The sequence below is a fragment of the uncultured Moraxella sp. genome, from assembly GCF_945873075.1.
Taxonomy (GTDB): domain Bacteria; phylum Pseudomonadota; class Gammaproteobacteria; order Pseudomonadales; family Moraxellaceae; genus Moraxella.
Genome location: NZ_CAMCBS010000035.1, coordinates 1 through 13633, shown reverse-complemented (window position 1 = coordinate 13633; position 13633 = coordinate 1). Strand labels below are relative to the sequence as shown.

The 13633-nt window shown below is 45.6% G+C and carries 14 protein-coding genes; 13 read left to right on the top strand and 1 reads right to left on the bottom strand.

All coding sequences use genetic code 11. The features are described from left to right. The first annotated feature begins 319 nt into the window (after window positions 1–319). The 13 genes from rpmH (at window position 320) to Q0N89_RS08985 (ending at window position 13119) form a co-directional block, all read left to right on the top strand. Window positions 320–454, top strand: a complete 135-nt coding sequence (gene rpmH / locus Q0N89_RS09045; protein WP_003662232.1) for a 50S ribosomal protein L34 — start codon at window positions 320–322, stop codon at window positions 452–454. Window positions 455–588: 134 nt separating this feature from the next. Continuing rightward, window positions 589–954: a ribonuclease P protein component gene (rnpA, locus tag Q0N89_RS09040; protein ID WP_294035575.1), complete on the top strand. Its 366-nt coding sequence runs from the start codon at window positions 589–591 to the stop codon at window positions 952–954. 21 nt (window positions 955–975) lie between these two features. Continuing rightward, window positions 976–1311 (top strand): membrane protein insertion efficiency factor YidD, encoded by a 336-nt coding sequence (gene yidD, locus Q0N89_RS09035; protein WP_294035573.1) that lies wholly within the window; start codon window positions 976–978, stop codon window positions 1309–1311. Between the two features lie 156 nt (window positions 1312–1467). Then, entirely contained in the window at window positions 1468–3096 is a 1629-nt protein-coding gene (yidC, locus tag Q0N89_RS09030; protein ID WP_294035571.1) for a membrane protein insertase YidC, read from the top strand. A gap of 136 nt (window positions 3097–3232) precedes the next feature. After that, a complete protein-coding gene (gene mnmE / locus Q0N89_RS09025; RefSeq protein ID WP_294035569.1) occupies window positions 3233–4642 on the top strand; it encodes a tRNA uridine-5-carboxymethylaminomethyl(34) synthesis GTPase MnmE in 1410 nt (469 codons plus the stop codon). Window positions 4643–4742: 100 nt separating this feature from the next. Further along, on the top strand, window positions 4743–5222 hold the full coding sequence (gene nrdR, locus Q0N89_RS09020) for a transcriptional regulator NrdR (protein WP_294035567.1): 480 nt from the start codon (window positions 4743–4745) through the stop codon (window positions 5220–5222). Beyond that, window positions 5222–6268: a bifunctional diaminohydroxyphosphoribosylaminopyrimidine deaminase/5-amino-6-(5-phosphoribosylamino)uracil reductase RibD gene (gene ribD / locus Q0N89_RS09015; RefSeq protein ID WP_294035565.1), complete on the top strand. Its 1047-nt coding sequence runs from the start codon at window positions 5222–5224 to the stop codon at window positions 6266–6268. Before nrdR ends, ribD begins: the two co-directional genes overlap by 1 nt. A 297-nt stretch (window positions 6269–6565) precedes the next feature. Beyond that, on the top strand, window positions 6566–7237 hold the full coding sequence (locus Q0N89_RS09010; protein ID WP_294035563.1) for a riboflavin synthase: 672 nt from the start codon (window positions 6566–6568) through the stop codon (window positions 7235–7237). 135 nt (window positions 7238–7372) lie between these two features. Beyond that, complete coding sequence (gene fmt, locus Q0N89_RS09005; RefSeq protein WP_294035561.1) at window positions 7373–8386, top strand: methionyl-tRNA formyltransferase; 1014 nt, start codon at window positions 7373–7375, stop codon at window positions 8384–8386. After that, the gene (rsmB, locus tag Q0N89_RS09000) at window positions 8379–9734 is read left to right on the top strand and encodes a 16S rRNA (cytosine(967)-C(5))-methyltransferase RsmB (RefSeq protein ID WP_294035559.1); all 1356 of its coding nucleotides are present in this window, start codon (window positions 8379–8381) and stop codon (window positions 9732–9734) included. Before fmt ends, rsmB begins: the two co-directional genes overlap by 8 nt. A 132-nt stretch (window positions 9735–9866) precedes the next feature. Next, window positions 9867–11282, top strand: coding sequence for a threonine synthase (gene thrC / locus Q0N89_RS08995; RefSeq protein ID WP_294035557.1), 1416 nt, complete (start codon window positions 9867–9869; stop codon window positions 11280–11282). Between the two features lie 6 nt (window positions 11283–11288). Further along, window positions 11289–12509, top strand: a complete 1221-nt coding sequence (gene dprA / locus Q0N89_RS08990; RefSeq protein ID WP_294035555.1) for a DNA-processing protein DprA — start codon at window positions 11289–11291, stop codon at window positions 12507–12509. After that, window positions 12496–13119, top strand: a complete 624-nt coding sequence (locus tag Q0N89_RS08985) for an L-threonylcarbamoyladenylate synthase (protein WP_294035553.1) — start codon at window positions 12496–12498, stop codon at window positions 13117–13119. Before dprA ends, Q0N89_RS08985 begins: the two co-directional genes overlap by 14 nt. A 41-nt stretch (window positions 13120–13160) precedes the next feature. Here Q0N89_RS08985 and Q0N89_RS08980 read toward each other — a convergent pair whose 3' ends face one another. After that, a complete protein-coding gene (locus Q0N89_RS08980; RefSeq protein WP_294035551.1) occupies window positions 13161–13406 on the bottom strand; it encodes a GlsB/YeaQ/YmgE family stress response membrane protein in 246 nt (81 codons plus the stop codon). Window positions 13407–13633: the final 227 nt, after the last annotated feature.

Sequence of the window (13633 nt, the reverse complement as noted above, 5' to 3'; positions counted from 1 at the left end):
AATCTGTGGATAACTTTTCAAAAAAGTCTTGATTTGCAAACTTTTCGCATTATAACAAACGATAAAATCGCTGTACAAGAGATGATTTTACAGCACCCAAATTTAGCCAAAAAATTCAGCATATCTACTATCGACCAAAAATTTATTTATCCCCATGATTGATTTTTGGATTAAAATTTGCTACAATCGAAAAGATTTTCGTCATTTTTGTGCGAAAACCATTAACTAGTTAATTGAAAATTGGTCGTTTGGCGGCTTTGGCTACTGACGACAACCCAAGTCATTACAGTCTTGTAATGCCGACATCTTAAGGTGAATTATGAAACGTACATTTCAACCAAGCGTTCTAAAACGCAAGCGTACTCACGGCTTCCGTGCTCGTATGGCTACCAAAAAAGGCCGCCAAGTTTTGGCTCGTCGCCGCGCTAAAGGTCGTCATCGTTTGACTGTGTAATTACACATCGGATGCAAATAAGCACCTGACACATTGTCGGTGCTTTTTTTTGCCCATTTTTTCACCCAAAAGTGCCATCATCTTATCAAAGCCGTGCTACAATGAGCCATTTACCCAGTACTTATGGATGCCAAATGACAGTTAGTGATGTTTGTTTCCAAAAAAAAGACCGTTTATTAACACCTGCGCAGTTCCAAGCAGTATTTGATGCACCAATCAAAAAAATTCACGGCGAGCATTTGTTATTATTCGTCGCTCAAGGTGAAGCTCTACCAAGACTTGGGCTTGCCATCACCAAAAAAAAGCTGAAAAACGCCACCGACCGCAATCGTCTCAAGCGTCTGACACGCGAGCAGTTTCGATTGAATAAATCCGGGCTTTCTGATGTGGATTTGGTATTGATTGTCAAAAAACGCTATGACAAAACATATGACATCGGTGCCGAGCTCGCTGTTATGTTTAGTAAACTTAAAAAGATGTATCCAAGCAAGCCAAGTTGATTGTTGGTGAATTGATTAGATATGATAAAAAATTTCCTGCTAGCTGTCATTCGGCTATATCAGCGATATCTGAGCCCTATGATAGCACCCAGATGTCGCTATTATCCAACTTGCTCAAGCTATGGTCGGCAGGCGATTTTGTGGCATGGTGCTTATCGGGGGCTGCTACTGACCATACGCCGTGTGGCTAGCTGTCATCCTTGGGGTGGCTCTGGGGTGGATTTTGTGCCGTTGCCGTTGTATCGCTGGCGGTATCAGCCTACCGCCATTGAGTGGCTGGCACAGGTGCGTGGGGTATATGTGGATCGTCTATTTTATGGTTCGCGGCTGAATATCTATCTACGAAAGCACGCTTAGTGGATGAAATTACCCAAAAAATCAAGGTCTTGGCAATAAAATCTAGGATTTTGACTGCTTTTTTAGTACAATAAAGGGTTTATTTAAGGAATTCATGGTTTTGACCTATAAACCGCTGGGTTTGTGGTGTCTTTGGCATATTTAGGATTTATCTCTATGCAAAAAATTCTTCGGATTTTAATCATCGTGGCGATGCTAATCACCTCGTATTTATTGGTGCTTGCTTGGCGTGATGATTATGCAGGACAGCCTGCGACACAGCCTGTGGCAACACAGACCAGTGGTGGTGATGTGGTTGCTGCGCAAACTGGCGATGTGCCAGCGGTGGCAGGTGTGGCGACAGCTGCCCAAAGTGCTGATGGCAAGCTGATCAGCGTCTCAACAGATCGCTATGATATCAAGATTGATACCAATGGTGGTGATATCGTCTATGCAGCGCTCAAGCAATACCCTGCAACCAAAGGTAGCGATCAGCCATTTGTCCTACTCGAAAGCGACAGCGCTCGCACCTATGTCGCCCAAACGATGGTGGTGGGTGATGGTGTGGATACGCCAAATGGCCGTGCCAAATATAGCGCCGCCCAAGACAGCTATCAGATGACGGGCGATACGCTGGTTGTCCCGCTGACTTACGAAAACAACGGCATTAGCGTCACCAAGACTTATACCTTTACCAAAGATCAATACCCGATTGCGGTTAAGCATACCATCGCCAATACTTCATCTAATAATTGGGCGGGTGAGCTATACACTCAGCTTAAGCGTGACAACAGCGCTGACCCGGGCTTGTCTGACAAAGGCATGATGGGCATGGCGACCTATTTGGGCGGTGCTTGGGGTACGCCTGATGAGCCGTATAATAAGCTAAAATTTAGCAACTTTAATGATGGCGAGCTTAATGTCACAAGCGACAAAGGCTGGGTGGGCGTTGTACAGCATTACTTTGTTTCTGCTTGGACGCCAAAAAATTACAGCGCCACTTTCTTTAGTCGCAGTACGGCAAACGAAAACTACATCGGCTATAAGACACCAGTTACTGTCGCAAGCGGTAAGCAAATCGAGCTAGACAGCACCTTGTACGCTGGCCCAAAAGTCCAAAAAGAGCTTGCGCCTGTGGCTGAAGGTTTGGATAAGACAGTGGATTATGGTCTGCTTTGGCCAATCTCAAAAGTGCTATTTACCATCTTGGATAATATCCATAAATTCATCGGTAACTGGGGCTGGTCAATCGTGGTCTTGACCTTGATTATCAAAATCGCCCTGTTTTGGCTGTCAAACAAAAGCTATGTCTCAATGGCGAAAATGCGTGCCATCGCACCAAAACTACAAGCACTCAAAGATAAGCACGGCGATGACCGCATGGCGATGAGCCAAGAGATGATGCAGTTGTATCGTGACGAAAAAGTCAATCCGATGGCAGGCTGTTTACCAATCTTAATCCAGATGCCGATTTTCCTAGGTTTGTACTGGATGCTGGTTGAGTCGGTGGAGCTTCGCCATGCGCCGTGGATGGGCTGGATTACTGACCTATCTGCGATGGATCCATGGTTTATTTTACCGATTTTTATGGGTGTGACCATGTTTGTACAGCAGCTATTGAACCCGCAGCCTACCGACCCAATGCAGGCAAAAATGATGAAAATCTTGCCAGTGGTGTTTGCGGTGTTTATGCTGTGGTTCCCAGCAGGTCTTGTGCTATACTGGACGGTGAATAACCTATTTAGCATGACACATCAGCACATCGTGAATAAGCGTGTTGAAAAACAAATGCAGGCTCGTGGCTAATTTTAATTGTCCAAGTCTGTTATCCCGCAAAGTGATGCTTTGCGGGATTTTTTTTATGAGAATTTACTTGTAAAATTTCCCCTTATAATCATAAAAGTGATAAAATAAAAGGTTAACTTTAGCATCAGTATTTAATATGACAAGCAAACAACTAAAACAGCAGCCGACAATTGCCGCCATTGCCACACCCATTGGGCAAGGGGGTGTGGGGGTAATTCGTCTGTCTGGCAAGAGCGCTTATGAAATTGGTTGTGCCATCACTCGCCGTGAGCAGTTGACGCCCAGATATGCACATTTTGGTGGGTTTTTTGGTGCTGATGGCATCATTGATGAAGGGGTGGTGATTTATTTTCAGGCACCGCATTCATTCACTGGCGAAGATGTGGTGGAGCTGCAAGGGCATGGCGGTATGGTGCTACAAAACCTACTGCTTGATCGCCTGTTTGAACTCGGAGCAAGGCAGGCGACCGCAGGTGAGTTTTCATTGCGTGCTTTTGAAAATGATAAAATCGATCTTGTACAAGCCGAAGCCATCAGTGATGCCATCGCCGCTACTTCAGTTGCACAGGCCAGCAGCGCCATCCGTTCATTGACTGGTGAATTTTCTAATAAAATCAATGGCTTAGTAGATGACTTGACACATCTAAGATTGTATGTAGAAGCGGCAATTGACTTCCCCGACGAAGAGGATGTGGATTTTTTGAGCGATGGCGTGATTGAAACCCGACTCAATCAGGTGCTATCAGGCATTGACGAGATTTTGGCGACCGCCAAGCAAGGTCAGCTACTCAGAGATGGCGTTCATGTTGTGCTTGCTGGCAAGCCCAATGCGGGCAAATCAAGCCTACTTAACCGTCTAGCAGGTACAGAGCGTGCCATCGTGACGGACATTGCAGGCACGACTCGAGATACGCTTGAAGAAACCCTTGTGCTTGGCGGCTTGACCGTGCATCTGACCGACACGGCAGGACTGCGTGACACTACGGATAAAGTGGAACAAATCGGTATTGCTCGTGCTCGTGATGCGATTAATAAAGCTGATGTGCTGTTGATGGTCTATGATGTTAGCTGTGAGACAGACCCGATTGCACTTGCCAAAGAGCTGTTTTCGGTGGGTGTGGATGGTGATATTCAGGCGATTTTGGATCAAAAATTGATTATGGTTGCCAACAAATGCGACTTATTGACAGATAATCAAACTGTTTCACATGAAACAAGCAATCAACAATCCCAACAGCCAAGCCATGTCTATGTTTCATGTGAAACAAAACAAGGCATCGATGAGCTGATACAGGTGCTTGGTGATAAAGTCGGCTTTCATCCACCAGAAAATAGCCTAATTGCACGCACCAGACACATCGATGCGCTCAAGCGTGCTCACCAATATGCCCAAGAAGCACACGAGCAACTAGTGTATTATCATGCAGGCGAATTGGTTGCTGAAAGCCTAAGACTGTCTCAGCAAGCACTGGGTGAGATTACAGGACAAGTCAGTGCTGATGAGCTATTGGGTAAGATTTTCTCCAGTTTTTGTATTGGTAAATAGGTATCTTGTGAAGAATATTTCATCAATTAAAATGATAGAAAATTTTTCCAAATTTGATTTTGATTAATAAATTTTAAATTATCAACCATAAGGATGAATCATGCATTGCCCATTTTGCAATGATGAAGATACCAAAGTTGTCGATTCACGCTTAGCTGCTCAGGGGGCGCAGGTTCGCCGTCGCCGTCAGTGTACTTCCTGCGGTGAGCGATTTGTAACTTTTGAGATTTATGAAGTGGTGATGCCACGCATCATCAAATCTAGCGGGCGCATTGAGCCGTATGACCAAGCCAAGCTTCGCCGTTCTATCGCCCTACCACTTCAAAAACGCCCAATCAGCGCCGATGCCGTTGAAGCGAGTATCAGCCGTATTGAGCAGGCGCTGCGTAAGACAGGCGAGCGAGAAGTGAGCAGTAAGCAGCTTGGCGAGATTGTCATGGGCGAGCTCAAGGCACTTGATGATGTGGCGTATGTACGCTTTGCGAGTGTCTATCGTGATTTTCAGGATATTGGACAATTTCAGGCGGAGCTTGATAAGATTAATCTGCCAAAAACTGCCAATACATCGGAAGGTGCATGATGTCAAATACCACTTTCACGCACGAAGATGTGTACTATATGAGCCTTGCGATTGCTGAGGCAAAAAAAGGTGAGTTCACCACCCGTCCCAATCCTGCGGTGGGCTGTGTGATTGTCAAAGATGGCAAAATAATCGGTACAGGCTTTCACCTAAAGGCAGGTCAGCCACACGCCGAAGTGTTTGCACTCAGAGCGGCGAGTACGCACGGCACACAGGGAGCGACAGCCTATGTGACGCTTGAGCCATGTAGCCACACGGGTCGCACACCGCCATGTGCTGATGCGCTGATTGGCTCAGGCGTGTCAAGAGTGGTTGTGGCAGGGCTTGACCCCAATCCAAAAGTTGCAGGCAATGGTATCAAAAAACTGCAAGATGCAGGCATTGATGTGGCGGTCGGCGTGTGTGCTGATGAGGCAAGACAGCTGAATTTGGGCTTTTTAAAAGCGATGCAAACAGGTAGGCCCTATGTCAGACTCAAGGTCGCCGCAAGCCTTGATGGACGCACAGCGATGGCGACAGGCGAATCCAAGTGGATTACAGGTGCGCCTGCTCGAGAAGATGTACAAAGACTGCGAGCCAAAAGCGCTGCAATCATCACAGGCTCAGGTACGATCATGGCTGATAATCCAGCGCTGAATGTGCGTAGTGCGCAGCTTGGCGTGCCATCGGAGATGATGCCGCAGCCAAAGATCGTTGTCATTGATCGCCGTGGTAGAATCGATGCCAATGATGAGTATCAAGCACTCAAGCATCCGGACACTCTACTTTGGCAAGGGGGATTGGAGCAGCTACTTGATGAGCTTGTGCAAGTGCATCAGTGCTATGATGTGCTTGTTGAGGCAGGTGCGACGCTGTCTGGTGCGTTTATTCAAGCTGATCTTGTCGATGAGCTGATTGTCTATCAAGCGCCGTGCATTTTGGGTACAAGCACCAAGCCGATGTTTGATATCACTATCGATCAGCTATCGCTACAGCACCGCTATCGACTGAATGAAGTTTGTCAAATCGGCAACGACATCCGTCAAGTTTATACAAGAATTATTTGATAATTGAATAAATTATTACTTATCAATAAAAACTTATCCACAGGCTTTAAAATGGCAAAATACTGCTTAACTGACAGTAAAAATGTTTCATGTGAAACTGTGGATAACTTCATTATCTTGATGATATAATCCTTGTGTGTATTATATAAAATATTGATTTTTAATGATAAATTTGAAAATCAATCCAAGATTGAATAACAAAAAACACCTTGTGGATAACTTAAGCTATTGACTTTACCTTGTAAAGACAAGCTTTGCCACCATAAAAGTTATCCACAGAATAATATAGAGATTATTATGTTTACAGGAATCATAGAAACAACCGGTACGCTTAAAGCCATCAATCCTGTCGGCGGTGATGTTGAGTTAGTCATCCACGCACCCGACCTAGACTTTGGCGATGTCAAGCTTGGTGACTCAATTGCATCTAATGGCATCTGTCTGACGGTGGTATCAATTGGTGATAAGAGCTATTCGGTGGATGTGTCTCGAGAAACGCTGAGCAAAACTGCACTCAAAAATTGGCGTGCAGGCGATACGCTCAATCTTGAAAAAGCCATGCTGCTAACCACTCGATTTGGCGGTCATATTGTCGCAGGTCATGTCGATGGCGTGGGTGTGGTACGACATCTGAGCAAAGACGCCCGCTCGATTTATATTGAAATCGAAATTCCAAGTGAGCTGATGCGTTACACGGCGGATAAGGGCTCTATCACGGTTGATGGTATCAGTTTGACAACCAACGCCATCAAGCCTGAGCGAAATTTGGTGTGTCTAAACATCATCCCACATACCGCTGAGAGAACCAATATTGCTCGTCACTGGTCGGTGGGTGCTTTGGTGAATATCGAAGTGGATTTGGTGGCACGCTATTTGGAGCGATTGCTATTATCACGCACACAAGCCGAGCCTAAACCTGTGAGCAATATTACCGAAGAGCTACTGATTAAGAGCGGATTTGCTTTGTAATTTTTAATCAGATATTGATAATTTTCCAATCATAAAATTTGAATTTTTGATAATGATTTGTTATTAATACTGATTAAATGTCGATACTTATATAAAATTTAACTATTAAGTTATATCTAACAAAATTGGTGATTGATGAATACATTGAATAAATCAGCAAATAAACTGCGTGTGATTTTTGCGGGTACGCCTGAGTTTGCTGCGGTTAGTCTAAGACATCTTATCAAGCAGCAAGATGTGCTGAATATTGAGATTGTCGCTGTCTATACACAGCCAGATCGCAAATCTGGTCGTGGTCAAAAAGTCACAGCGTCAGCGGTCAAGCAAGTGGCACTGGAGCATGGTATCGCAGTTGAGCAGCCTGTCAGCTTTAGCCTTAAGCATGAAGATGGTCAAGTTTCACGTGAAACTTTGGCATCTTATCAGCCTGATGTGATGGTGGTGGCAGCTTATGGGTTGATTTTGCCATTGGGTGTGCTCAATACCCCACGGTTTGGCTGTCTGAACATTCATGGCTCGCTATTACCAAGATGGCGTGGCGCAGCACCGATTCACCGTGCGATTTTGGCGGGTGATAGCACCACAGGCATCACCATCATGCAGATGGCACAAGGGCTGGATACGGGCGATATGCTGTACAAACTAGAATGCCCGATAACTGATACGGACACTACCCAAAGTCTGCATGATAAGCTTGCTGTGCTTGGTGGTGAAGCTGTTGCAACCGTGCTTGCAGATCTGCCTACATATCAAGCAAATGCAGTGGTGCAGGATGAATCGCTTGCCAATTATGCCGAAAAGATCCACAGCAAAGACGGGCAAATTGATTGGCAAAACGATGCCGTTAGCATCCAAAGACAAATCCGTGCGCTACCTGCTTATACGCATCTGCATGGCGAACGAATTAAGGTGACTAGCGCCCTGCCAATCAAGCTTGATCAAGTGACTAGCGAGCCTGCGGGTAAGGTCATCAGTGTGGGCAAAAATGCTATTTTAGTTTCATGTGGAACAGATGGTGTAGGTGTGCAGCATTTGATTAACATCACTTCGATGCAGTGGCCGGGCGGTAAGCCATTGACTGCTGAACAGATTGCTAATTCAAATAAGCTAAATGATGGCGATATTTTTGAGATGATTTTTGATGAGTGAAATTTTTAAAAAACTGCACAATAAAAAGCTGTCATCTCGTGCGAAAGTTATTTTGATTATTGAAGAAATTCTACAAGGTCAGTCGCTTTCGTCTCTGCTGGATGTATTGCTTGAATCGGTAGATGATGCTGATCGGGGGTTTGTGCATCAGCTTTTGCTAGGCACATTGCGCCAATGGTGGGCATTGACCCGCATTAACGAAAGCTTGATTGAAAAAATGCCTACTGATCAAGGGCTGCTTGCGGCGCTAAATGTTGGCTTATATCAGCTTTTATATATGAATACGCCCGATTATGCCGTGATTAATGACACGGTGCAGGCGGTCAAAGCGTTGGATAAGGAGTATGGCGCAGGGCTTGTGAATGCGATTTTGCGTAAAGTTGCCAAAGCAAATGCAAAATACGCCAAAAAAGTCAGCAAAAATCACAGCTTGCCCAATTGGCTTGCCAAACAGCTCAAGCAAGATTGGGTGGATGCTTATGATGCACTTGGTTTGGCACTGCGAGAGCCTGCGAGTATTTTTGTCCGTGTCAATCCGCAAAAATGCTCGATAGCTGACTATTCGGCGTTGCTCACAAAACAAGGCATTGCGCATTCTGTGGTTGAGCTGGGCGCAAGTGGTGCACAGTCGATTCGCTTGGATGCACCGATTAAGGTGGCAGAACTTCCCCATTTTGCCGATGGCTATGTCACCGTGCAGGATTTGCACGCACAGTTATCGGCTTGGCTGTTGATGGATGATATGCCAACGAATGCGGTGGTGCTTGATATGTGCTGCGCCCCAGGTGGCAAGACGACGCATCTGCTTGAGATGTTTCACATGAAACAACTGGTGGCGATTGACAATGACGCCAAGCGTTTACAAAGAGTGCAACAAAATCTTGAGCGATTGGGTTTGGCGGATAAATCTGTACAGGTCATCACGGCGGACGGCACAGCTTGGCAGTCGAGCGATGTCGGCATCGATGGCTTTGATGTGATTGTGCTTGATGCGCCTTGTACGGCGACGGGCGTGATTCGCAGACATCCTGATATTGCGCTACTTCGCCAAGAAGCGGATGTCGCAAGTACGGTGGCGCTGCAAGCCAAGATTTTGGACAATGCTTGGAAAAACCTAAAAGCAGGCGGCGTACTGCTGTATGTCACTTGCTCGCTACTAAAGGCAGAAAACGAAACGCAAATGCTCAACTTCGTGAATCGCCATCCAGATGCCAAAGTATTGCCATTGGCCTTATCACTTGACAATCAATTCGCCCAGCAAATCGGCTATCAGTGCCTACCGCTAGATGCAGGTGGTGGCGATGGCTTTTATTATGCCAAATTACAAAAGGGTGTGCTGCCATCTTGATGCTGTATTTTGGTCGGCTATCAGCTGATACGATTTGTCATCAAGATTGAAAATAGATGCTAATTGAGCGATTCATTTTGTCAAAATTGTGTTAAAATTAACAAAACTTATTTAAAAAAATTCGGAGATATTATGCAATATATCAGCACTCGTGGTCAGACCGCACCGATGCAATTTTGTGATGTGCTTTTGATGGGACTTGCGCCTGATGGTGGCTTGATGTTACCACAAACTTTGCCACAGATTGATGCGGCGACCTTAGATAAATGGCGTACACTTGGTTATACCGAGCTTGCCTATGAGATTATGTCGCTGTTTGCAACTGATATCCCAAGTGATGATTTGCGTCAGATTATTAATAATACCTACACAGTTGAAGCATTTGGCACGGCTGATATCATCCCTGTGGCTAAGCTGACTGATACGCTATCATTACTTGAGCTGTCAAATGGCCCGACACTTGCTTTTAAAGATGTGGCAATGCAGTTTTTGGGCAATGCGTTTGAGTATGTGCTCAAGCAAAAAGGCGAGCGTTTGACCATCATTGGCGCAACTTCTGGTGACACAGGCAGTGCTGCTGAATACGCCCTGCGCGGCAAAGAAAACATCGAAGTATTTATGATGTCGCCACATGGCAAGATGAGTGCGTTTCAGCGTGCGCAAATGTACAGCCTAGATGATGCCAATATCCATAACATCGCTGTCGAAGGGATGTTTGATGATTGCCAAGATATCGTCAAAGCCCTGCAAGAAGATGCTGATTTTAAAGCAAAATATAGTTTGGGCACGGTCAATTCAATCAACTGGGGTCGTATCCTTGCGCAGATTGTGTACTACTTTAAAGGGTATTTTGCAGCGACCGAAAACAATGCACAAAAGGTGAGTTTCTGCGTCCCATCGGGTAATTTTGGCAACATTTGTGCAGGTCATATCGCCCGCGAAATGGGCTTGCCAATTGACCGCTTGATTGTGGCGACTAACGAAAACGATGTACTCAATGAGTTTTTTAACACGGGCAAATATACCCCACGCACATCAAGCGAGACTTATGTGACATCAAGCCCATCGATGGATATTTCAAAAGCATCGAACTTTGAGCGTTTTGTTTATCATCTGTTGGATAATGATGGCGAAAAAGTCGCTCAATTATTCAATGATGTACGCAGTGGCAAAGGGTTTGATTTGTCAGATAAACTTAATTATGCACAACAAAAATTTGGCTTTGTTGCAGGCAAATCAACCCATCAAGACCGCCTAACCACCATCAAAGCCATCTATGAGCAGACCAATCGTCTGATTGACCCACATACTGCCGATGGTGTCAAGGTGGCCTTAGAAGTCGCCAAAGCGGGCGAAAAAATCATCGTCGCCGAAACGGCACTACCTGCGAAGTTTGAAGAGACCATGCATGAAGCTGTGGGTGCGATTGAGCTACCACGCCCTGCGCACACGGTGGGACTAGAAGACAAACCGCAGTTTGTGACTGTCGTCGCCAATGACGCACAAGCGGTGGCAAAACTGATCGAAACGCACGTTAGCCCACGCTAATTGACCATGTCCTATCAAGCGCTGACGGATACACAGGCGGTATTGGCACTGTGGTATGTGACCAATACTTCTTTGGTGTCGTATTATAAGCTTACGGCGCAGTTTGGTGATGCCAAAAGTGCGCTACTTGGCGATGTGGCAAGTTGGCAACAGCTTGCCATTCATGCGGCACACCAAAAGCGATGGCAGGATAGTGCTGATGTGATTGCTTTTGTACAAAAGGTGTTTCACGAAGTGGCGCTTGGTAGCTATGCGATGAGCTTTGTGGGTGATGCCAATTACCCAAAGGCATTGGCAGAATTATACGACCCGCCACCTGTGTTATTTTATCGGGGTAATATTGATAGACTCAATGATAAGCAAATCGCCATCGTCGGCAGTCGCAATCCAACCGAGCACGCCCAAAAAATCACCTTTGATATGGCGCAGTACTTGGTGCAGGCAGGGTTTAGCATTACCAGTGGTCTGGCGCAGGGTATTGATCGTCAGGCGCATATGGGGGCGCTCGCACAGATGGCAAGTCTCGCTGGTCGCACGGTCGGCGTGATGGGCACGGGCATTGATGTCATTTATCCACGCAATCACAATGCACTATTTGCACAAATCATCCAAGATGGTGGCTGTCTCATCAGTGAGCTGCTGCCATCGACACCGGCAAGCAAGCATACCTTTCCAAGACGCAATCGCTTGGTGGCAGGTCTATCGATGGCGACCATCGTCACAGAAGCGGCACTACAAAGTGGTTCGCTCATCACTGCACGCTTGGCAGCCGAGCAGGGTAAGCAAGTGTTTGCCGTGCCAAGTCGTATTGACAATGCCAATGCCGAAGGTTGCCATCATCTGATTCGCGAAGGGGCGACGCTTGTGTATCATCCCGACCAGATTATCGAGGATTTGAGTAATCAAAGTGGCGAATTTTTTAATGCCTTGCCAAAAAGTTTTAGCCAGGGTGTATCAGTTTATACCGATGTAGAGACTGTACAAAGCTTAACCATCAATCAAACCATTCCCAAAAATACCCAATACAGCCCTGCCCAAGCATCCACGATGAATACCCATGTCCCCGAGCATTTACAAGCTATTTATCAGCTGATGAATGTACCGATGGATATTGATGCGCTGGTGATGGCAAGTGGTCAAGGTGTGGGCGAGCTGCTAGCGGCATTGATGGAACTTGAGATTTTAGGCTTAATACAGCAGGTAGGCGGTCGTTATGCCAGAGTATAAAGTCTATCAAGCACACGAACTTGCACAAGTATCGCAGTCGCTCAAAGCTCATGGCGTACTTGCCTATCCAAGTGAGAGCGTCTGGGGCTTGGGCTGTGATGCCTTTGATGAAGTGGCGTTAGAGCGAATTATCAGCCTAAAATCACGAGATATCGGCAAAGGATTGATTGTCCTGACTGATACGCACGAAAAACTGCGCCCATTATTTGGTGCGCTGCCAACTGATGCCAGCCAGCGATATTTACATGAGCTTGCCGCACTTGATGATACAGCGATGATTGTAGCCAAGCAGGCGACGACTTGGCTAATTCCTGTACCCAAGCAAGCAAATCTACCTAAGATTTTAACCGGTGAATTTGACACGCTAGCAGTACGCATCACTCCACATCCTGTGCTCAAGGCACTGTGTCAGCAGCTGACTACGGATGATAACCCTTATGGATTTTTGGTATCCACCAGCTGCAACCCATCGGGTCAATCACCCGCCCAAAGCTTAGCTCAGGCACAGGCTTATTTTGGTCATCAAGTCGCTTATTTAGATACGCAGAGTCTGAATTTTAGCAAACCAAGCCAAATCATCGATTTGCAAACCCATCAAATCATCCGCTGATGTTTCATGTGAAACATGGTTATTTGATGAGTTTGACCAACTTATTTCTTTTTACCAAGCAATAATTCGTAGATGAACAAAATAATCATCGCGCCAATGACAGAGAACACCAAATAGCTAAAGCCTTGCTCGGCATTAACGCCAAAGAAATTAGAAATATACGAGCCGACATAAGCACCAGCAATGCCGAGAATGATGGTCAAAATCCAACCCATGCTGTCAGCACCGGGCTTAATCATACGAGCCAAAAGACCGACAAATGCACCAACAATCAAAGTCCAAATCATAATCAATCTCCAAAGTGAATAAAATCAATAAGTTAATTATAAGTGCTAATACTTACTTAAATAGGGTAACTTGGTGGTATAACTGTAATAACAGTACAAGAAACATCACACAAGGCTTACAGAGCATAAATATTTGTAATATCACATCAATTATTAATAAAACAAAAACCACAACAAAATCAACCACCTACAAACTTTCCCCCAAATCCCCCAACTTTTTCACAAAT

Coding starts and splice junctions, on each gene's coding strand:
- rpmH (WP_003662232.1), top strand. CDS start 320: ATGAAACGTACATTTCAACCAAGCGTTCTAAAACGCAAGCGTACTCAC.
- rnpA (WP_294035575.1), top strand. CDS start 589: ATGACAGTTAGTGATGTTTGTTTCCAAAAAAAAGACCGTTTATTAACA.
- yidD (WP_294035573.1), top strand. CDS start 976: ATGATAAAAAATTTCCTGCTAGCTGTCATTCGGCTATATCAGCGATAT.
- yidC (WP_294035571.1), top strand. CDS start 1,468: ATGCAAAAAATTCTTCGGATTTTAATCATCGTGGCGATGCTAATCACC.
- mnmE (WP_294035569.1), top strand. CDS start 3,233: ATGACAAGCAAACAACTAAAACAGCAGCCGACAATTGCCGCCATTGCC.
- nrdR (WP_294035567.1), top strand. CDS start 4,743: ATGCATTGCCCATTTTGCAATGATGAAGATACCAAAGTTGTCGATTCA.
- ribD (WP_294035565.1), top strand. CDS start 5,222: ATGTCAAATACCACTTTCACGCACGAAGATGTGTACTATATGAGCCTT.
- Q0N89_RS09010 (WP_294035563.1), top strand. CDS start 6,566: ATGTTTACAGGAATCATAGAAACAACCGGTACGCTTAAAGCCATCAAT.
- fmt (WP_294035561.1), top strand. CDS start 7,373: ATGAATACATTGAATAAATCAGCAAATAAACTGCGTGTGATTTTTGCG.
- rsmB (WP_294035559.1), top strand. CDS start 8,379: ATGAGTGAAATTTTTAAAAAACTGCACAATAAAAAGCTGTCATCTCGT.
- thrC (WP_294035557.1), top strand. CDS start 9,867: ATGCAATATATCAGCACTCGTGGTCAGACCGCACCGATGCAATTTTGT.
- dprA (WP_294035555.1), top strand. CDS start 11,289: ATGTCCTATCAAGCGCTGACGGATACACAGGCGGTATTGGCACTGTGG.
- Q0N89_RS08985 (WP_294035553.1), top strand. CDS start 12,496: ATGCCAGAGTATAAAGTCTATCAAGCACACGAACTTGCACAAGTATCG.
- Q0N89_RS08980 (WP_294035551.1), bottom strand. CDS start 13,406: ATGATTTGGACTTTGATTGTTGGTGCATTTGTCGGTCTTTTGGCTCGT.